This window comes from Burkholderia sp. RF4-BP95, from assembly GCF_001521985.1.
Taxonomy (GTDB): Bacteria; Pseudomonadota; Gammaproteobacteria; order Burkholderiales; family Burkholderiaceae; genus Burkholderia; species Burkholderia diffusa.
This window is the reverse complement of sequence record NZ_LOSX01000025.1, coordinates 1-18,673: the sequence shown is the minus strand read 5'-3', so window position 1 is coordinate 18,673 and position 18,673 is coordinate 1. Positions and strand designations below refer to the sequence as shown.

Sequence of the window (18,673 nt, the reverse complement as noted above, 5' to 3'; positions counted from 1 at the left end):
TCACGACGGTGCAGGACGTCGCGCAGACGGTGCTGTTCCTGTCGGCGTTCCCGAGCGCCGCGCTCACGGGCCAGTCGGTCGTCGTCAGCCACGGCTGGTTCATGCAGTAACGGTAACGGTCTTCTTCGGTACGGGCGGCCGCGCCGCTCGTGCTGCAGGGAGCATTCGCCAGCAGTGAAGCGGCGTAAAAAAACGCGCTCCTTGGAGCGCGTTTTCTGTTTCGGCAGGGCGGGTTGCTGCCCGCCGACGCCGGCTTACTTCAGGACCGCCGCGACCGCATTGGCGACCGCATCGAGGTTGCGCGTGTTCAGCGCCGCAACGCAGATCCGGCCGGTGCCGACCGCGTAGATACCGAACTCTTCGCGCAGGCGATCGACTTGCGCCGAGGTCAGGCCCGAATACGAGAACATCCCGCGCTGCGCGTTGATGAAGCTGAAGTCGCGATCGACGCCGCTCGCCTTCAGGCGCTCGACGAGGCCGTTGCGCATCGCGCGGATGCGATCGCGCATTTCGCCGAGTTCCTGCACCCACGAAGCGTGCAGTTCCGGCGACGCGAGCACGGCCGCGACGACGGCGCCGCCATGGGTCGGCGGGTTCGAGTAGTTCGTGCGGATCACGCGCTTCAGTTGCGACAGCACGCGCGTCGCTTCTTCCTTGCTCGACGTGATGATCGACAGCGCGCCGACGCGCTCGCCGTACAGCGAGAACGACTTCGAGAACGACGACGACACGAACGCATTCAGGTCGGCAGCGGCAAACAGACGCACCGCGGCAGCATCGGCCTCGATGTTCTCGCCGAAGCCCTGGTAGGCCATGTCGAGGAACGGCACGAGGTTGCGCGCCTTGACGACCTCGACGACCTGCTGCCATTGCGCTTCGGTCAGGTCGACGCCGGTCGGGTTGTGGCAGCATGCGTGCAGCACGACGATCGTGCCCGCCGCATAGCCGTTCAGCGCCGACAGCATGCCTTCGAAGTTCACGCCGTTGGTGGCGGCGTCGTAGTACGGGTATGCGACGACTTCGAAGCCGGCCGCTTCGAACAGTGCGCGGTGATTTTCCCAGCTCGGATCGCTGATCGCGACCTTCGCGTTCGGGTTCACGGTGCGCAGGAAATCGGCGCCGATCTTCAGTGCGCCCGTGCCGCCCAGTGCTTGCGCCGTGACCACGCGGCCCGCGGCGATCAGCGGCGAATCGTTGCCAAGCAGCAGCTTCTGCACCGCTGCGTCGTACGCGGCGATCCCGTCGATCGGCAGGTAGCCGCGCGGCAGGCCGGCGTCGACACGTGCCTTTTCCGCTTCGCGAACGGCGCGCAGCAGCGGAATCTTGCCTTCTTCGTTCGTGTACACACCGACGCCGAGGTTGACCTTGGTCGGACGCGTGTCGGCGTTGAAGGCTTCGTTCAGGCCCAGGATCGGGTCGCGGGGAGCAAGCTGGACAGCGGAGAAGAGCGACATGATGATTCGGCAGTAGTGAAAAGAGGGTCAGGCTTTCAGCCGGCGGGGCGGGCGCAGCGGACCGCGCGCCAACGGGCACGGCGCCGGAAAGCGCAGCAGCCTGATATTGTAGCGAATTCACGCTGCCGAAGGCGGCGATCGAATGGCGAATTGCGATTTCGGGCGGTTGCCGCGCGTCAGGAGCCGTCAGCGGTTCGCAACGCCGCGAAGCGCTAGAATAGTTTTTTTGCCCTCGCTCCGGCCGCACTCCATGTCCGAACATCACGCCGAAGTCGGCGACGCGCTCGACGAATCGAAATTCGTGACCTTCGAAGGGTCGCCGTTCCAGTTGTACCAACCGTATCCGCCCGCAGGCGACCAGCCGACCGCGATTGAAACGCTCGTCGAAGGTGTCGGCGACGGCCTCGCATTCCAGACGCTGCTCGGCGTCACCGGTTCGGGCAAGACCTTCACGATGGCCAACACGATCGCGCGGCTCGGCCGCCCGGCAATCGTGTTCGCGCCGAACAAGACGCTCGCGGCGCAGCTCTACTCGGAATTCCGCGAGTTCTTCCCGCGCAACGCGGTCGAGTACTTCGTGTCGTACTACGACTATTACCAGCCGGAAGCGTACGTGCCGCAGCGCGACCTGTTCATCGAAAAGGATTCGTCGATCAACGAGCACATCGAGCAGATGCGGCTGTCGGCGACGAAGAGCCTGATGGAGCGCCGCGACGTGGTGATCGTCGCGACGGTGTCGGCGATCTACGGTATCGGCAACCCGTCCGAATATCACCAGATGATCCTGACGCTGCGCACCGGCGACAAGCTCGGCCAGCGCGACGTGATCGCGCGGCTGATCGCGATGCAGTACTCGCGCAACGAGCAGGACTTCCAGCGCGGCACGTTCCGCGTGCGCGGCGACACGATCGACATCTTCCCGGCCGAGCACGCGGAGTTGGCCGTGCGCGTCGAGCTGTTCGACGACGAAGTCGAGACGCTGCAGCTGTTCGACCCGCTGACCGGGCGCGTGCGCCAGAAAATCCCGCGCTTCACCGTGTATCCGTCGTCGCACTACGTGACGCCGCGCGACACCGTGATGCGGGCGGTCGAGACGATCAAGGACGAATTGCGCGAGCGCCTCGAGTTCTTCCACCGCGACGGCAAGCTCGTCGAGGCGCAGCGCCTCGAGCAGCGCACGCGCTTCGATCTCGAGATGCTGCAGGAGCTCGGCTTCTGCAAGGGCATCGAGAACTACTCGCGGCACTTCTCGGGCGCCGCGCCCGGCGAGCCGCCGCCGACGCTCGTCGACTACCTGCCGCCCGACGCGCTGATGCTGCTCGACGAATCGCACGTGCTGATCGGCCAGCTGAACGGCATGTACAACGGCGACCGTGCGCGCAAGGAAAACCTCGTCAACTATGGCTTCCGGCTGCCGTCGGCGCTGGACAACCGGCCGCTCAAGTTCCCGGAGTTCGAACGCAAGATGCGCCAGGTGGTGTTCGTGTCGGCGACGCCGGCCGACTACGAGCAGCGCGTGACGGGGCAGGTCGCCGAGCAGGTGGTGCGGCCGACCGGGCTCGTCGATCCGGAAATCGAAGTGCGCCCGGCAAGCTCGCAGGTCGACGACGTGCTGACCGAAATCAACGCGCGCGTGAACGCCGGCGAGCGCGTGCTGATCACCGTGCTGACGAAGCGGATGGCCGAGCAGCTCACCGAGTTCCTGGCCGACCACGGCGTCAAGGTCCGCTACCTGCACAGCGACATCGACACGGTGGAGCGGGTCGAGATCATCCGCGACCTGCGGCTCGGCACGTTCGACGTGCTGGTCGGGATCAACCTGCTGCGTGAAGGCCTCGACATTCCGGAGGTGTCGCTCGTCGCGATTCTCGACGCGGACAAGGAAGGCTTCCTGCGCGCCGAGCGCTCGCTGATCCAGACGATCGGCCGCGCGGCGCGCAACGTGAACGGCAAGGCGATCCTCTATGCCGACAACATGACCGAGTCGATGAAGCGCGCGATCGGCGAGACCGAACGGCGTCGCGCGAAGCAGATCGCGCACAACGAGAAGATGGGGATCACGCCGCGCGGCGTCGTGAAGCGCATCAAGGACATCATCGACGGCGTGTACAACGCCGACGACGCGCGCGCCGAGCTGAAGGAAGCACAGCAGCGCGCGAAGTTCGAGGACATGTCGGAAAAGCAGATCGCGAAAGAGATCAAGCGTCTCGAGAAGCAGATGGCCGACTACGCGAAGAACCTCGAATTCGAAAAAGCCGCCGCCACGCGCGACCAGCTTGCGCTGCTGCGTGAGCGCGTGTTCGGCGCGAACGTGGGCGATCACGTCAACGGCGTCCGGTAAATCTTTCCAAACGTCACTGAAATCTTCCGATAACACCGTTGTAAGCCTTGTCGGATCAGGGGTTTACACGGTGTCTCGTTTGTTCCGAAGCCGGTTCGGTGCTAAACTCCGCAAGTATTGAGAATAGTTCGCATTAACGTTATTCGTTGCGTTAGTGTTTCCAGCACGCGGCCCGGACGGGCGGCGCGCAAGTCACCAGACAAATAACAAGGAGTGTCCATGTTGGGTTCTTCGTTCATCCGCACGTCGGTTGCGGTAGCGGCGGCGCTTGCCGCGATGTCGGCCTCGGCGGCCGAATATCCGATCGGCAAGCAGCAGATCCAGGGCGGCATGGAAATCGGCGCGGTGTACCTGCAGCCGATCACGATGGATCCGGAAGGGATGATGCGCAAGGCGTCGGATTCCGATATCCACCTTGAGGCGGACATCCACGCGGTCAAGAACAACCCGACGGGTTTCGCGGAAGGCGACTGGATGCCTTACCTGCAGGTCACGTACAAGCTGACGAAGCAGGGCGACACGAAGTGGAAGGCCGAAGGCGACCTGATGGGCATGGTCGCGAGCGACGGCCCGCACTATGGCGACAACGTGAAGCTGGCCGGCCCGGGCAAGTATCACCTGACGATGACCGTCAAGCCGCCGATGCAGTCGGGCCACATGGCGTTCGGCCGTCACGTCGACAAGGAAACGGGCGTGGGCGCATGGTTCAAGCCCATCACCCTCGAATACGACTTCCCGTTCGCCGGCATCGGCAAGAAGGGCGGGTACTGATTGGTGGCATCACGGACGGCGCGCTTCGGCGCGCCGTCGGCGCAGAGAACCCAGAATGAAATTTCCCCAGAAAATCGTCGCCGCAGCCGCCGCGCTGTGGCTCGCCGGCGCGGCGCATGCCGCCGATCTGCCGACGTTCAAGCTCGAAATGACGGACGGCAAGCTGAACCCCGCCCGCATCGAAGTGCCGGCCGGCCAGCGCTTCAAGATCGAGATCAGGAATACCGGCAAGGGCGCCGCCGAATTCGAGAGCGTGCAGTTGCGCAAGGAGAAGGTGCTCGCGCCGGGCGCCGATTCATTCGTGGTCGTCGCCCCGCTGTCGCCGGGCGAATACAAGTTTTTCGACGATTTCCACCAGCAGGCGCAGGGCGTGATCGTCGCGAAGTAATGCGTTTTATCTGCGTGCGGGCGTACGCGTGTCTTGCCCCGCGCGTCAGGAGGATTCAATGGGTCAGATCTTGTTCATCGTGTGGCGGGAGAGCGTCGAAGCGCTGCTCGTCGTCGGCATCCTCTATGCGTGGCTGAAGAACGGCGACGACGACGCGCGTCGCGGCCTGCCGTTTCTGTGGACGGGCGTGGCAGTCGGCCTGCTGATGGCGATCGGTCTCGGTGCCGCGCTCGTCGGCTTCACCGAAGTGCTGTCCGGCGACGCGCAGGACTATTTCCAGACGGCGATGGTGCTGATCGCGTGCGTGCTGATCGTGCAGATGGTGTTGTGGATGCGCCGGCACGGCCGCACGCTGAAACGTGACATGGAGCAGTCGCTGCAGCAGAGCACGCGCGATTCGAACTGGTGGGGCGTCGCCGTGCTGGTCGCGCTCGCGATCGCTCGCGAAGGCAGCGAGACGGTGATCTTCCTGTACGGCCTCGGTTTCGGTCAGTCGGGGCACGTGGACGCCAGCCAGATGCTCGCGGTCGTGATCGGCCTGGGCCTTGCGTTCCTCACGTTCTATCTGCTGCAGCTCGGCGGCAAGTACTTCTCGTGGCGGCATTTCTTCCGTGTCACCGAAGTGATGCTGCTGTTCCTCGGTGCAGGCCTGTTCCAGACCGGTGTCGACAAGCTGATCGACAAGGAAATCCTGCCGCTCGGCATTTCGCAGGTGTGGGATACGTCGTCGATTCTCGACGACTCCGGCACGTTCGGTTCGCTCGTCGCGACGCTGACGGGCTACCGCGCGCACCCGGCGCTGACCAACCTGATCGCCTATGCGGTGTACTGGGCGGTGGTCTGGCTGCTGATGAAGCGCGCGAGCCGTCGTCCGGTCGTCCCTGCAGGTCGCCCGGCATGAGTGTTGTTGCCGCAGCCAAGCCGGGCTGGCTCGCGCAGGCCGGTCAGTGGATGCAGCGCCACGGCGCGGTGATCCGCGGCATCCAGTGGGTCGTCGTCGCCGTCTATGCGTTCCTGATCATCGTGCCCGCGGTATTGCCGCTGCCGGACGATTCCGCGCATCTGTGGAGCAATCTCACGCTGATCGCGCAGTTCGTGTTCTGGGGCATCTGGTGGCCGTTCGTGCTGCTGTCGATGGTGATGCTCGGTCGCGTCTGGTGCGGCGTGCTGTGCCCGGAAGGCGCGCTGACCGAATATGCGAGCAAGTTCGGCCGCGGCGGCGCGATTCCGCGCTGGATGCGGTGGGGCGGTTGGCCGTTCGTCGCATTCGGGCTCACGACGATCTACGGGCAGATGGTGAGCGTGTACCAGTACCCGCTCGCGGTGCTGTTCGTGCTCGGCGGCTCGACCGTCGGCGCGATCGTGATCGGCGTGCTGTACGGCCGCGAGAAGCGCGTGTGGTGCAAGTACCTGTGCCCGGTCAACGGTGTGTTCGGGCTGCTCGCGCGGCTCGCGCCGATGCGCTACAAGGTCGATGAGGATGCCTGGCGTCGCTCGTACAAGAACGGGGAGCACGGGCATCGCGTGATTCCGATCAATTGCGCGCCGCTCGTGCCGTTGCGCAACATGAAGGGCGCCGCCGCATGCCATATGTGCGGCCGTTGCAGCGGGCACCGCGACGCAATCGCGCTGTCGTGGCGCTCGCCGTCCGACGAGGTCGTGAGCCTCGGCGCGCAGCAGGCGAATCCGTGGGACACGGCGCTGATCCTGTACGGCCTGCTCGGCGTCGCGATCGGGGCGTTCCACTGGACCGTCAGCCCGTGGTTCGTGCAGATCAAGCAATGGCTCGCGGGCTGGCTCATCGATCGCGACATCACGTGGCCGCTCGAGACGAATGCACCGTGGTTCCTGCTCACGCACTATCCGGATCGCAACGACGTGTTCTCGTGGCTCGACGGTGGGCTGATCGTCAGCTACATCGTCGGCACGGGGCTCGTGTATGGCACCGCGCTGCTCGTGCTGCTGGCCGGCGCGACGCTGATGCTCGGCCGTTTCGACCGCGTGCGTCTCCATCATCTCGCACAGGCGCTGATCCCGATCGCGGGAGCCGGCGTATTCCTCGGGCTGTCGGCGACGACGCTGTCGCTGCTGCGGGCCGAGCACGTGCCGCTCGGCTGGGCGACCGACGTTCGCATCGCGATTCTGGTCGGCGCGAACGCATGGAGCGCCTGGCTCGCATGGAAGGTGACGGGGCGCTATGCGGCGTGGCCGCGTCGCCTGGCGGCATTCGCGTGGTTCGCTGCAGGCCTGGCCGTGGTCGACAGCGCATGGTGGTTGATGTTCTGGGGTTTCTGACGCGGTCTTGACGGCCTTGTGGCCGGGCTCCGGAGCAGCAGGCGAGCGTATTTCGCTGTCGGGCTCCGGAACCCGCCGAAGCTGAAGCTGAAGTGCCGATAGCCGCGATGTCTTTCTCTTTGCATCTAGACGCACCAACAAAAAAGCGACACGTCGAAGGACGTGTCGCTTTTTTTCTTCCTTGTGCGAGAACCAAAAAAAGTGGCTTGGCTTGCTGCAACGGCTGCTTGAGTGTGTTTGCACGAAGGGGTCTAGATCTCGCGTGCAAGCCGTTACGCTGGCTACTGCCCAACACCTCTCAGGGAGGTGGTCCCCACAATACTCTGTCGTTACTTCGTCAGGATCAGTTTGCCGAGCCGCGTGGCACGCAACTGATAGGTCTCTCCGTTATGCGCGATGCTGATGTGGCTGTGGCCTTGCAGTAGCGCATCGCTGCTGAGGGTCCGGGTGCCGGCATCGCGGCTGCCGGCAGGTTTCGCCGGCGTCGTGACCGCTGCCGTCTTCTGACGGTTGGCGCTTGCGGTGCCGGTCGTGCGGCGCAAGGTCAGCGTGGTCGGGCGCGTGGTGTCGGTCATTCGGTTGATCGGTGACTGTCGATACGATGGAATGAATTCTAAATGATAACTATTCCTATTTACAAAAACTCTTTATCGATCGGTATGACAAATTCGATAGCTTGAATCAAAGGGGCGGCCCGCAGGCCGCCGCCGACGTCAGTGGAGCGGGTCGGGGTCCTTGCGTCCCTGTGCGTATTCGCGGATCAGGCGCACCGTGTCGATGTCCGACGTGCGATACGCTTCCTTGACGATGCCGTGCGTCTGGCGTGCTTCCTCGCTGTCGTCCGTCACGGTCAGCGTCGTGTGGTACTCGAAGCGCAGGAACAACTCGTGGTCGTCGCGTTCCTCGATCGTCATCGTCAGCGAGCCGCCGATTTCGCCGCCGGCCGCATGGATGTCGTAGCGTACTTGCTGGTTCGGGGTGAACGTCACGCGGTCGCGCACGGTTGCATGCCCGTAGTGCAGCTCGCGTTCGAGCGTGGTGTCCGTCCGTTCATGGACGACACAGCTGTCGAGGCCGATCACGAACAGCTGCGGCTGTTCGGCGCGCAGCACGAGGCCTTCCCAGAGCTGGTCGCGGGTGAGGGACGGCACGGCCGGATCGTCGGAGTTGATCTGGATCAGATGTTCGAAGTTCAAGGGGACGGGTTCCTTCTGGTGGCGGGCGGCCACATGGTTCAAGAAGTTATTGTGACGCAAAACGCGCGGTTTCGCGGCCCCTGCGGCCCCGTTCGGACGTCATGCGTCGATGCAGCCCATGCGGCCGGTCTGGTAGTCGACGACGGCCTGCCGGATCTCTTCCTCGGTATTCATCACGAACGGGCCATAGCGGACGATCGGCTCGTTGAGCGGCACGCCGCCGATCAGCAGCAGCTCGAGCGGCGTATCGCCGGCCTCGAACGTCACCGCGTCGCCATCGTCACCGTAGACGATCATCTGCCGTGCGTCGACTTGCTGCCTGTCGGGCCCGTAGCGGCCGGCTCCGTCGAGCGGATAGGCGAACACGCGATAACCTGCCGGCACCGGCTGCGTGACCGTTGCGCCCGGTTGCAGCGTGAAATGCTGGTAGAGGATCGGCGTGCGCGTCTCGATCGCCGCGCGCACCCCGAACGCTTCGCCGGCGATCACGCGGACCTGCGCGCGGCCATCGGGTGCCGTCGCGGTCGGGATGCGGGCGGCCGGGATCTCCTGGTAGCGCGGTGCGATCAGCTTGTCGCGCCGCGGCAGGTTGACCCACAGTTGAAAGCCGTGCGAACGTCCGCCAGCCTGTGCGAACGCGGGATCCGGCATTTCGCTGTGCACGACGCCCGCGCCGGCCGTCATCCACTGCACGTCGCCGGGCCCGAGCGTGCCGGCATGGCCGGCCGAGTCGCGATGGCGAAAGCGCCCGTCGAGCACATAGGTGACGGTCTCGAAGCCGCGGTGCGGATGGTCGGGCGCACCCTTGGCTTCGCCAGGGGCATAGTCGACGGGACCCATTTCGTCGAGCAGCAGGAACGGATCGAAATCCATCAACAGCCGGGTCGGGAACGGGCGGTGAACCACGAAGCCGCCGCCTTCGGTCGTGCGAAGCGCGGGGTACGTGCGGTCAAGCGAGCGAGCGGTCGTCATGCAGAAGCCCTCGGTATCATCGGAATAGCGTCATTTTTGAAACATAGCGCTATTATATTGGGCGTTTTACGGTCCGATTTGCGGCGGTTCGCAATGGATTGTTCTGAAATTGGAACGATGACATGAACATCGATGCACACAACCTGAACGACCTCATGTACTTTTCGCAGGTCGTCGAACACGGCGGTTTCTCGGCTGCGGAACGCGTGCTCGGTATCTCGAAATCGCGCCTGTCGCGGCGCCTGACCGAACTCGAGGCGGCGCTCGGCGTGCGCCTGCTGCAGCGCTCGACGCGCAAGCTCGCGCTGACCGAGGCGGGGGAGCTGTTCTACCAGCATTGCCAGGCGATGCTCGCCGAAGCCCAGGCCGCGATGAACGCCGTGCAGCAGTTGCGCGCGTCGCCGCGCGGCTCGGTGCGCGTGAGCGTCCCGGTGACGTTGTCGCAGACGATGCTGTCGCGCATCCTCCCCGAATTCCTCCACCGCTATCCCGAGGTGAAGGTGCACATCCGTGTGACGAATCGCGTGATCGACCTGTTCGAGGATTCGGTCGACGTTGCGTTGCGCGTGCGCTCGGAGCCGCCGCAGAACGCGAACATCGTCGTGCGGCCGCTGTGGCGGACCGAGCAGATGCTGGTCGGCGCGCCGAGCCTGCTGAACCAGAATGCGCCGCCGCTCGTGCCGGACGATCTGGCGCACTTCGAGACGCTCGATACGCCGAGCGTCGACGGACGGCACGTGTTCAACCTGATCGCGCCGGACGGCACGCGGCACTTGCACGAGCACGATCCGCGGCTCGTGACGGCCGATCTGATGACGATCCGCGAGGCCGTGCTCGACGGCCTTGGCATCGCGGCGCTGCCCGAGATGATGTACGGCAATGCGTTGCGTGCGGGGCAGTTGTCGCCGGTGATGCCCGGCTGGACGCTGCCGGTGCCGCAACTCTATGCGGTGTTCGTGTCGCGGCAGGGCATGCCGCCCGCGGTGCGCGCGTTCGTCGACTATCTGGTCGAGAAGCTCGACCACGGCGAATACAAGCAGCCGGGGTGCCCTGAGCGCGCGAAGCAGGACGCGGCGGCGGCCGATGCTTCGGCCACCTGAATGCAAGATGCGCGTCGTGGCAAATTTGTTTTGTCATTGAAGCGCCGCCGGCAATCGCAAGTTTCAATCGCCGGGACCTTGAATGCATACGCGGGCAGGCCTATATTGAAATCCCATTTCGCGAAGGAAGTTCTGAGCGGAATCAGGTGGCCGCATATGTTGCGAGCCAGATAGGGCAGAACGCGCAGTCCGTGCAGACCACGGTAGCCGCATTTGCGTTGCTCGAGGCGCAACCGATACCGCCGAAGAGCCCGCCGCCCGAAGGCGCCCGCGTGCGCATGAAAAAAGGCCTTCATCTGGCGATGAAGGCCTTTTACTTTGTGCGCGGCCGGCTAGGTGCGGCCGGCTAGGCGCGACCGGCGAGACAAACGCGCGTGCGTTACTTCGCCTTCGCAGTCGGCTCCGTCACGAAGCCGAGCTTCGTCAGGCCGCCGGCCTGCGCATCGGACATCACTTCGGCCACACGCTCATACGCAACCTTGCGGTCGGCACGCAGGTGCAACTCCGGTTGCGGCTGATGCTGTGCCGCTTCCGCGATGTGCGCCTGCAACTGCTCGCGCGTGACCGTCTGGTCGTTCCACAGGATCGTGCCGTTGCCCTGGATCGCGACGTCGACCGTCTGCGGCTTTTCGTCGACGGGCTGGCTGCTCGCGTGCGGCAGGTCGATCTTCACCGCGTGCTGCATCGCCGGGATCGTCACGAGGAAAATGATCAGGAGTACGAGCATGACGTCGACGAGCGGCGTCATGTTGATCTCGCTCATCACGCCATCGTCGTCGTCATCGCTGAAGCCGGTGTTCATTGCCATGGTTCACCCCGTCTCAGCTGGCGCGCGAAGCAAGGCGCAGGCCGTCGCGGGCCGACGACGACGCGAGGCGCGCACCCGTCACGAAGTATGCGTGCAGGCCGTGCGCGAAGCGGCGCAGCTTGCTGACGACACCCTTGTTCGCACGGGTCAGTGCGTTGTAGCCGAGCACGGCGGGAATCGCGACGAACAGGCCGAAGGCCGTCATGATCAGCGACTCGCCGACCGGGCCCGCGACCTGGTCGATCGACGTCTGGCCGGTTGCGCCGATCGCGAGCAGCGCGTGGTAGATGCCCCAGACCGTGCCGAACAGGCCGACGAACGGCGCCGTGCTGCCGATCGACGCGAGGATCGCGAGACCGGCCTGCATGCGCGAGATGCCTTCGTCCATCGTGTCCTTCAGGCAGCGCGTGACCCAGTCCGACACGTCCATGCGGTCGTGCAGGTGCGGTTGCGTCTGATGGTGGTGATCGGCGGCTTCCTTGCCGGACAGCGCGAGCGCGAGGAACGGGTTGTCGCTCGGCGTCGATGCGGCGAGACCGAGTTTCTTGATGCCGTCGTCGAAATCGTCCGAATGCCAGAACGCCTGCTCGGCATTCTTCGTGAGACGGTTCAGGCGAACCACGTTCCAGCCCTTGACGATGATCACGATCCACGACAGGACCGACATCACGAGCAGCGTGATCGCGATGGCGCGCGTGACGAAATCACCTTGCGCCCAGACGTGCGCGATACCGTAGCTTTGCATTTTTGTTTCCTTTGAATCTTTCGAATGAGGCGGGTTAATCGTCGAGCGTGAAGTTGAAGGGCAGCGTATGGGCGGCGCGGATCGCTTGCCCGTTCTCGAGGTATGGCGGGCAGGTGCTGGCGCGTGTTGCATCCAGCGCTGCCTCGTCGAGGCGCGGGTAGCCGCTGCTCTTTTGCAACTCGACACTTTCGATCTTGCCCGTCAAGCCGATGACGAAGTGAACATAGGCCGTGCCCGTTTCGCCGCGGCGACGCGACATCGACGGATAGGTGGGCTTCACGAAACTGCACTTGAGCGCCGATACGTTCTTCGGCGCGCTGACTTGCATCGTCTCACGGGCCGGACCGGGCGCGGCCGCCGGCGCGGCGGGTGCGGCGGCGGGGGCGGTGGGCGCGGGTGACGGATCGGCTGCCGGGGCGGGCGTCGGAGACGGCGATTGTGCGACCGGCTGAGGCGTCGGCTTGACTGCTTTCTGTACCGGTTTCGGTTCGACCTTCGGCTTGACGCGCGGCGTGGGCTTCGGTGGCGCGGGTTGCGCAACCGATTCGACCGCGACCGGCTGAGCGGCCGGCGCGGGCGGGATCAACTGCGCGGTGATCGACTGGACTTCGACCGCCTTCGGCGGCGGCGCGTTGCGATGGAGCCACGCGGCCGTCAGCATGATCGCATGTGCGGCAAGCACACCGACCGCGACGGTGATGACCCGGGGATTCATACGTGGGGCAGCCGGCAGGACGCCGGCAGGAGCGGATTGCGAAGCCTGCATGTTAGCTTGAAAGAACGACGTCGCGCCCGGGGCGCGGCGGGTGAATCGGTATTACTTGCGGAAGATCAGCAGCGAAATGCACACGGTGGTCACAAATCCGATCAGCAATTCCATGACAGGCTCCTTGGCAGGTAAGCCGCTGGCTCGCGCGGAAGGTGGCTTGCTGACGGTCGGACATCAAATGCGGCCGCAGCCGCACGGGTATGCTCGGAGCCGCTCAGGCGGCCTTGCGGTCGTAGAACGTCACCGGAATCGGATGAGCGTGATGCTCGACACCGCACCGGCTCGCGCAGACGCCTTGCTCGGCCATGAGGTCGCGGACGGACTCCTCGCACTTGCCGCAGCAGGTGGCCACGCCGAGCTCGAACTGGAGTTCATCGAAAGAACTCACGCCCTCGGCGAGGGACGCGCGAATCTTGCGGTCGGAAACAGACTTGCACACGCAGACGATCATGATGAGTTGCGATAGCTAACGTTAATGCGAATTATTATCATTAAATTTGCGGACGTTGACAAGCCTGGTTCGGCTTTTTTTAAGGTCATCGGACCCTTGAACCGGGAGGGCGGAGCGGGAGAGGGCGAACCGGCGGCGTGCCGGCCCGCGTCAGACGGTCGCGCAGGCGCGCGCGTTCGGCGAGGAAATGGTGACGGATTCGACCGGCGCGTCGATGCCGAGCAGCGACGATGCGAGGGCGCGCAATTGCAGGCCGTCGCTCGTCGAGCAGAAGCGTGGCGGCGCGGCATGTGTGCCGGCCGGCGCGCGCAGGCCGCGTTCGTCGAGCACCCGCGCGAGTTGCCGGGCGATGGCATCGCTTGTATCGACGATCGTCAGCCGGTCGCCGACAAGGTCACGGATGGTTTCCGTGAAGAACGGGTAATGCGTGCAGCCGAGCACCAGCGTATCGGCGCCGTCGTCGAGCATCGGCTGCAGGTAACGCGCGAGCAGCGCGCGCAACGCGGGTGAGTTCGTGTCGCCGCGTTCGATCGCTTCGACGAGCCCGTGGCCGGGCTGGCAGATGAAGCGGCGGCCGGCGCCGTAGCGGTCGAGCAGTGCCTGAAAGCGCGGGCTGTTCAGCGTCGATTGCGTGGCGAGCACGCCCGCGACGCCGGTCGTGGACAGCGCGGCGGCCGGCTTGATGCCCGGCTCGACACCGACGAGCGGTATCGACAGGCGCTCGCGGATGGCCGCGATCGCGCGCGCCGTTGCGGTGTTGCACGCGATCACGAGCGCTTTCGCGCCTTCGTGGGCGAGCCACTCGCCGATGGCCAGCGTGCGCTCCGTAATGAATGCCTCGTCGCGTGGACCATACGGTGCATGGTGCGAATCGGCGACATAGACGAACGACTCGCCGGGCAGGTGCGCGCGCACGGCACGCAGCACCGACAGGCCGCCGAGCCCCGAATCGAAGATGCCGACGGGGGCGGCGGGGCGGACCGCGGAAGCGGCTGGCGGGTTCGTCGTCGTCATGCGGAAGGCGAGGTGGCGATCGTGGCTAGTGTGGCGGGCGTGGCGATTACTCGGGCGAACCCATCATCGTCTGCTGGTAGTTCTGCAGGCCGACCTTGCCGATCAGGTCGATCTGCGTTTCCAGCCAGTCGATGTGCTCTTCGGTGTCGTCGAGGATCTTTTCGAAGATCTCGCGCGACACGTAGTCACGTACCGATTCGCAGTAAGCGATCGCTTCCTTGCACGTGGACTGCGAGATCTGCTCGAGCTTCAGGTCGCACTTCAGGATCTCTTCGGTTTCCTCGCCGATCAGCAGCTTGTGCAGGTCCTGCAGGTTCGGCAGGCCGTCGAGCATGAACACGCGCTCGATCAGCCAGTCGGCATGCTTCATTTCGCCGATCGATTCGTCGTATTCGTGCTTGCCGAGCTTTTCGAGGCCCCAGTGCTTGTACATGCGCGCATGCAGGAAGTATTGGTTGATCGCCGTGAGTTCGTTCTTCAGTTGGGCGTTCAGGTATTCGATGACTTTCTTGTCGCCTTGCATGGCTGTTCCTTGTTCAGTGGGGCTTCAGAAACCGAACGATAATCGCTCGAACGGGAAAAGCCAAGCCTCGAAGCCTTGTCGGGCCTGCCTTTTGCGTGTAATGAGAATCGGCCCCGGATAGCGGGCCGCGCGCGATAACGAGAATGAGAAGTAAAAAGGCCGGACATCCGTCCGGCCTTTCGTGAGCGCGCTTAAGCGGTTGCGACCGGGATCTTGCCGATCTTCGCCTGCCACTCCTTCGGACCAGTCTGATGCACCGACGTGCCCGACGAATCGACCGCCACCGTCACCGGCATGTCCTGCACGTCGAACTCGTAGATCGCTTCCATGCCGAGGTCTTCGAATGCGAGCACCTTCGCGCCGCGGATCGCCTTCGACACGAGGTAAGCCGCACCGCCGACCGCCATCAGATATGCCGCCTTGTGCTTCTTGATCGCGTCGATCGCGACCGGGCCGCGTTCGGCCTTGCCGACCATCGAGATCAGACCCGTCTGGGCGAGCATCGTCTCGGTGAACTTGTCCATCCGCGTGGCCGTCGTCGGGCCTGCCGGGCCGACCACTTCGTCACGCACCGGATCGACCGGGCCGACGTAGTAGATCACGCGGTTCGTGAAGTCGACCGGCAGCTTCTCGCCCTTCGCGAGCATGTCGGCGATGCGCTTGTGCGCGGCGTCGCGGCCCGTGAGCATCTTGCCCGACAGCAGCAGCGTCTGGCCCGGCGTCCAGCTCGCGACTTCTTCCGGCGTCAGCGTGTTCAGGTCGACGCGCTTGCTCGTTTCCGTGTTCGGTTCCCACTGGACCTTCGGCCACGCGTCGAGCGACGGCGCCTCGAGCTTCGCGGGGCCCGAGCCGTCGAGCACGAAGTGCGCGTGGCGCGTGGCCGCGCAGTTCGGGATCAGTGCGACCGGCTTCGACGCCGCATGCGTCGGTGCGGCCATGATCTTCACGTCGAGCACGGTTGCGAGGCCGCCGAGGCCCTGCGCGCCGATGCCGAGCGCGTTGACCTTCTCGTGCAGCTCGACGCGCAGTTCCTCGACCCAGTCCTTCGGGCCGCGCGCGATGATTTCCTGGATGTCGATCGGCTCCATCAGCGATTCCTTCGCCATCAGCATCGCCTTTTCGGCGGTGCCGCCGATGCCGATCCCGAGCATGCCCGGCGGGCACCAGCCCGCGCCCATCGTCGGGACCGTCTTCAGCACCCAGTCGACGATCGAGTCGGACGGGTTCAGCATCACGAACTTCGACTTGTTTTCCGAGCCGCCGCCCTTCGCCGCGACCTGCACGTCGACCTTGTCGCCCGGCACGATCTCGTAGTGGATCACGGCCGGCGTGTTGTCCTTCGTGTTCTTGCGGGCGCCTTCCGGCGGATTGACGATCGATGCGCGCAGCACGTTGTCCGGGTGCGTGTAACCGCGGCGCACGCCTTCGTTGATCATGTCGGTGAGACCCATCGTCGCGCCGTCCCAGCGCACGTCCATGCCGACCTTCACGAAGATCGTGACGATGCCGGTGTCCTGGCAGATCGGGCGCTTGCCTTCCGCGCACATGCGGCTGTTCGTGAGGATCTGCGCGATCGCGTCCTTCGCGGCCGGGCTCTCTTCCAGCTCGTACGCGCGGCCGAGGGCCTGGATGTAGTCGAGCGGGTGGTAGTAGCTGATGTACTGCAGCGAATCCGCGATGCTCTGGATCAGGTCTTCCTGTTTGATGACGGTCATGGCTGAGACTCTGTGAGGACTGAGGGGAATACGTTTATGCGTTGGCGGCGACTTTGACCGATTCGCGGGACGCGGCCGGGGCGGGCGCATGCGTCTCGTGGAAATGGGCCGGGTGCGTGTGGGTCGTCAGGCGGTCGACCCACGCCATCACGAGCGCCGACACGAGGAACGACACGTGGATGATCACCTGCCACATGATCGCGTGCGTCGTGTGCTGGTCGGGGTTGATGAAGGTCTTCAGCAGGTGGATCGACGAAATGCTGATCAGCGCCATCGACAGCTTGACCTTCAGCACGCCCGCGTTCACGTGGTCGAGCCACTCGGGCTCGTCGGGATGGCCCTCGATGCCGAGGCGCGACACGAACGTCTCGTAGCCGCCGACGATCACCATGATCAGCAGGTTCGAGATCATCACGACGTCGATCAGGCCGAGCACTGCGAGCATCACGCTGATCTCGTCCAGGCTCGTCGCGTGCGACAGCAGGTGCCAGACTTCCTTCAGAAACAGGAACACATAGATGGCCTGCGCGACGATCAGGCCCAGATAAAGCGGAACCTGGAGCCAGCGGCTCATGAAGATCAGCGCGGGCAGCGGGCGCAGGGGACGACGGTTGGAGCCGGGCGAATGCGGGGCAGACATGATGGAGGGTCGGGCGCTGGGCGCAGGTATCGGGGGTAATCTTGAAAAGGCGCGCTATTGTAACGCGTCGGCCGGCGCGACTGCAGCGACGCGCCGGGGTGCCGGGGACGGATCAGGACGCCGCGGCCGGCACGCGCTTCACGCGCAGGCTCGCGAGCACGATGCCGCTGACGACGCATGCGAGCGCGATGCCGTGCGCGAGCGTCGGGCGTTCGCCGAGGAACGCGATGCCGTACGCGGCGGCCGCGACCGGCAGCACCGCGCTGAACACGCCGGCGAGGCTGCCCGGCACGTGCCGGATACCTTTCATCCACAGCCAGAACGAGAAGATGCTGGCCGACAGCCCGTACCAGACGACGAGCGCCCACGTACTGGCCGGCACGCTCGCGTAATCGAAATGCCACAACGCCGTCGCGCCGAGCGGCAGCATCAGGCACAGGCCGAACAGATGCGTGTATGCGCAGATGTCGATCGGCGCGAGTGTCTGCGTGAGCCGGCGCGACAGGATCACGTAGATCGACTCGCAGCACACGGCGCCGAGGATCAGCAGGTTGCCGGTCAGCGAGCCGGCCGAGGTGCCGCCGGCGCCGTGCGCGGACGCGCTGCCTGCGCTGCCGTTGGCGAGGTTGATCGTCACGACGCCGGCGATCGCGAGTGCGATCGACACGAGCGCACGGCCGTTCGGTTTTTCACGCAGGATCAGCCACGCGAACAGCGCGACGATGGCCGGGATGGTGCTCGTGATCACACCGGCCGCGACTGCGCTCGTGCGCTGCACGCCATTGAGCATCAGCAGCGTAAACATGAAGGTGCCGAAGAACGCCTGCAGGAACAGGTTCAGCCATTCCGCGCGCCGGACGGCACGCATCTTCACCGGGCTGAACAGCGGCCACAGCACGGCGATCGCGATCACGAAGCGCAGCGTGGCGAGGATGGCGACCGGGACGAAGACGACGATGGATTTGCCGATACCGACGTTGCTGCCGACAAACAGCATCGACAGGATGAGGAAGAGGGCGTAGCGATTCAAGCTGGAATCCGGGAGGCGAGTTCAGTTAGGATTGTAGGGTCGCGGTTGTAACAGCGTAAAGCAGACCGCAAGGCGCCGCCGCGCGGCGTGCGAAACGGCGATGTCGCGTAAGTGACGGGTAAGTTCGAGCGCTTATCGTGGATATCGCCGGGCCGTACATCCACCGTCTTGTGACGTGGTGCGGCGCAGCATCGCGCGCAGCCTTCGGGCCGCGCGCGGGTGAGTGGGAGACAGCGGCGCGCAAGCGCCGGCCAAGACGCGGCGCGCACGATCGCGCCGCCATGCAGAGGATTCATGTTCACCAAGGGGTAGTCGATGTCTGCGATTGAATCGGTTCTTCACGAAACCCGTCAGTTTGCGCCGCCCGAGGCGCTCGAGAAGGCGGCGACCATTTCCGGCATGCCGGCCTACCGCGCGCTGGCCGCCGAAGCCGAGCAGGATTACGAAGGCTTCTGGGCGCG

At 64.9% G+C, this 18,673-nt stretch carries 19 protein-coding genes and 2 pseudogenes; 8 read left to right on the top strand and 13 right to left on the bottom strand.

The window, feature by feature from the left end:
- Positions 1-110: pseudogene (locus tag WS46_RS35210) on the top strand (3-hydroxybutyrate dehydrogenase); the annotation flags it as partial.
- A 144-nt stretch (positions 111-254) separates the two neighbouring features.
- Here the strand turns inward: WS46_RS35210 and WS46_RS10225 are convergent.
- Positions 255-1,454, bottom strand: a complete 1,200-nt coding sequence (locus tag WS46_RS10225) for an amino acid aminotransferase (RefSeq protein WP_059535557.1) — start codon at positions 1,452-1,454, stop codon at positions 255-257.
- A 250-nt stretch (positions 1,455-1,704) separates the two neighbouring features.
- Between WS46_RS10225 and uvrB the strand changes: the two genes are divergently transcribed.
- The 5 genes from uvrB to WS46_RS10200 all read left to right on the top strand — a co-directional run bounded on the left by uvrB (position 1,705) and on the right by WS46_RS10200 (position 7,249).
- Entirely contained in the window at positions 1,705-3,795 is a 2,091-nt protein-coding gene (gene uvrB, locus WS46_RS10220) for an excinuclease ABC subunit UvrB (RefSeq protein ID WP_059535554.1), read from the top strand.
- A gap of 219 nt (positions 3,796-4,014) precedes the next feature.
- On the top strand, positions 4,015-4,566 hold the full coding sequence (locus WS46_RS10215) for an iron transporter (protein WP_057929472.1): 552 nt from the start codon (positions 4,015-4,017) through the stop codon (positions 4,564-4,566).
- Positions 4,567-4,621: 55 nt separating this feature from the next.
- Entirely contained in the window at positions 4,622-4,954 is a 333-nt protein-coding gene (locus tag WS46_RS10210; RefSeq protein ID WP_006760846.1) for a cupredoxin domain-containing protein, read from the top strand.
- Positions 4,955-5,012: 58 nt separating this feature from the next.
- The gene (locus WS46_RS10205) at positions 5,013-5,855 is read left to right on the top strand and encodes an FTR1 family protein (RefSeq protein ID WP_059690426.1); all 843 of its coding nucleotides are present in this window, start codon (positions 5,013-5,015) and stop codon (positions 5,853-5,855) included.
- Entirely contained in the window at positions 5,852-7,249 is a 1,398-nt protein-coding gene (locus tag WS46_RS10200; protein ID WP_059690425.1) for a 4Fe-4S binding protein, read from the top strand. Before WS46_RS10205 ends, WS46_RS10200 begins: the two co-directional genes overlap by 4 nt.
- Before the next feature lie 329 nt (positions 7,250-7,578).
- Here the strand turns inward: WS46_RS10200 and hemP are convergent, their stop codons facing one another.
- The 3 genes from hemP to WS46_RS10185 all read right to left on the bottom strand — a co-directional run bounded on the left by hemP (position 7,579) and on the right by WS46_RS10185 (position 9,417).
- Entirely contained in the window at positions 7,579-7,824 is a 246-nt protein-coding gene (hemP, locus tag WS46_RS10195; RefSeq protein WP_039322336.1) for a hemin uptake protein HemP, read from the bottom strand.
- Positions 7,825-7,962: 138 nt separating this feature from the next.
- A complete protein-coding gene (locus tag WS46_RS10190) occupies positions 7,963-8,445 on the bottom strand; it encodes an SRPBCC family protein (RefSeq protein ID WP_059535558.1) in 483 nt (160 codons plus the stop codon).
- Positions 8,446-8,544: 99 nt separating this feature from the next.
- On the bottom strand, positions 8,545-9,417 hold the full coding sequence (locus tag WS46_RS10185) for a pirin family protein (protein WP_059690424.1): 873 nt from the start codon (positions 9,415-9,417) through the stop codon (positions 8,545-8,547).
- A 122-nt stretch (positions 9,418-9,539) separates the two neighbouring features.
- Between WS46_RS10185 and WS46_RS10180 the strand changes: the two genes are divergently transcribed.
- Positions 9,540-10,517, top strand: a complete 978-nt coding sequence (locus WS46_RS10180) for a LysR family transcriptional regulator (RefSeq protein WP_059690423.1) — start codon at positions 9,540-9,542, stop codon at positions 10,515-10,517.
- A gap of 379 nt (positions 10,518-10,896) precedes the next feature.
- Here WS46_RS10180 and WS46_RS10170 read toward each other — a convergent pair whose 3' ends face one another.
- From WS46_RS10170 to WS46_RS10130, 9 genes are all read right to left on the bottom strand, one after another.
- Positions 10,897-11,325 carry a biopolymer transporter ExbD gene (locus tag WS46_RS10170; protein WP_006754473.1) on the bottom strand — a complete coding sequence of 143 codons (429 nt, stop codon included), beginning with the start codon at positions 11,323-11,325 and terminating at the stop codon, positions 10,897-10,899.
- Positions 11,326-11,338: 13 nt separating this feature from the next.
- Complete coding sequence (locus WS46_RS10165; protein ID WP_059449473.1) at positions 11,339-12,070, bottom strand: MotA/TolQ/ExbB proton channel family protein; 732 nt, start codon at positions 12,068-12,070, stop codon at positions 11,339-11,341.
- A gap of 34 nt (positions 12,071-12,104) precedes the next feature.
- Entirely contained in the window at positions 12,105-12,836 is a 732-nt protein-coding gene (locus tag WS46_RS10160; protein WP_059690421.1) for an energy transducer TonB, read from the bottom strand.
- A gap of 217 nt (positions 12,837-13,053) precedes the next feature.
- Positions 13,054-13,290 (bottom strand): bacterioferritin-associated ferredoxin, encoded by a 237-nt coding sequence (locus tag WS46_RS10155; protein WP_011885486.1) that lies wholly within the window; start codon positions 13,288-13,290, stop codon positions 13,054-13,056.
- Positions 13,291-13,440: 150 nt separating this feature from the next.
- Complete coding sequence (gene murI / locus WS46_RS10150; protein ID WP_059690420.1) at positions 13,441-14,304, bottom strand: glutamate racemase; 864 nt, start codon at positions 14,302-14,304, stop codon at positions 13,441-13,443.
- 46 nt (positions 14,305-14,350) lie between these two features.
- On the bottom strand, positions 14,351-14,827 hold the full coding sequence (gene bfr / locus WS46_RS10145; protein WP_059535536.1) for a bacterioferritin: 477 nt from the start codon (positions 14,825-14,827) through the stop codon (positions 14,351-14,353).
- 191 nt (positions 14,828-15,018) lie between these two features.
- A complete protein-coding gene (locus WS46_RS10140; protein ID WP_006478316.1) occupies positions 15,019-16,542 on the bottom strand; it encodes a fumarate hydratase in 1,524 nt (507 codons plus the stop codon).
- A gap of 34 nt (positions 16,543-16,576) precedes the next feature.
- Complete coding sequence (locus tag WS46_RS10135) at positions 16,577-17,182, bottom strand: TIGR00645 family protein (protein ID WP_059690419.1); 606 nt, start codon at positions 17,180-17,182, stop codon at positions 16,577-16,579.
- A gap of 112 nt (positions 17,183-17,294) precedes the next feature.
- On the bottom strand, positions 17,295-18,212 hold the full coding sequence (locus WS46_RS10130) for a DMT family transporter (protein ID WP_059690418.1): 918 nt from the start codon (positions 18,210-18,212) through the stop codon (positions 17,295-17,297).
- A 315-nt stretch (positions 18,213-18,527) separates the two neighbouring features.
- On the opposite strand from WS46_RS10130, the pseudogene WS46_RS35205 reads away from it, so the two are divergent.
- A pseudogene (locus WS46_RS35205) lies at positions 18,528-18,673 on the top strand (AMP-dependent synthetase); the annotation flags it as partial.

Bases quoted from the DNA above. Each gene is read 5' to 3' on its own strand.
- WS46_RS10225 (WP_059535557.1), bottom strand. From the start codon at position 1,454: ATGTCGCTCTTCTCCGCTGTCCAGCTTGCTCCCCGCGACCCGATCCTG.
- uvrB (WP_059535554.1), top strand. From the start codon at position 1,705: ATGTCCGAACATCACGCCGAAGTCGGCGACGCGCTCGACGAATCGAAA.
- WS46_RS10215 (WP_057929472.1), top strand. From the start codon at position 4,015: ATGTTGGGTTCTTCGTTCATCCGCACGTCGGTTGCGGTAGCGGCGGCG.
- WS46_RS10210 (WP_006760846.1), top strand. From the start codon at position 4,622: ATGAAATTTCCCCAGAAAATCGTCGCCGCAGCCGCCGCGCTGTGGCTC.
- WS46_RS10205 (WP_059690426.1), top strand. From the start codon at position 5,013: ATGGGTCAGATCTTGTTCATCGTGTGGCGGGAGAGCGTCGAAGCGCTG.
- WS46_RS10200 (WP_059690425.1), top strand. From the start codon at position 5,852: ATGAGTGTTGTTGCCGCAGCCAAGCCGGGCTGGCTCGCGCAGGCCGGT.
- hemP (WP_039322336.1), bottom strand. From the start codon at position 7,824: ATGACCGACACCACGCGCCCGACCACGCTGACCTTGCGCCGCACGACC.
- WS46_RS10185 (WP_059690424.1), bottom strand. From the start codon at position 9,417: ATGACGACCGCTCGCTCGCTTGACCGCACGTACCCCGCGCTTCGCACG.
- WS46_RS10180 (WP_059690423.1), top strand. From the start codon at position 9,540: ATGAACATCGATGCACACAACCTGAACGACCTCATGTACTTTTCGCAG.
- WS46_RS10170 (WP_006754473.1), bottom strand. From the start codon at position 11,325: ATGGCAATGAACACCGGCTTCAGCGATGACGACGACGATGGCGTGATG.
- WS46_RS10165 (WP_059449473.1), bottom strand. From the start codon at position 12,070: ATGCAAAGCTACGGTATCGCGCACGTCTGGGCGCAAGGTGATTTCGTC.
- WS46_RS10160 (WP_059690421.1), bottom strand. From the start codon at position 12,836: ATGCAGGCTTCGCAATCCGCTCCTGCCGGCGTCCTGCCGGCTGCCCCA.
- WS46_RS10155 (WP_011885486.1), bottom strand. From the start codon at position 13,290: ATGATCGTCTGCGTGTGCAAGTCTGTTTCCGACCGCAAGATTCGCGCG.
- murI (WP_059690420.1), bottom strand. From the start codon at position 14,304: ATGACGACGACGAACCCGCCAGCCGCTTCCGCGGTCCGCCCCGCCGCC.
- bfr (WP_059535536.1), bottom strand. From the start codon at position 14,827: ATGCAAGGCGACAAGAAAGTCATCGAATACCTGAACGCCCAACTGAAG.
- WS46_RS10140 (WP_006478316.1), bottom strand. From the start codon at position 16,542: ATGACCGTCATCAAACAGGAAGACCTGATCCAGAGCATCGCGGATTCG.
- WS46_RS10135 (WP_059690419.1), bottom strand. From the start codon at position 17,182: ATGTCTGCCCCGCATTCGCCCGGCTCCAACCGTCGTCCCCTGCGCCCG.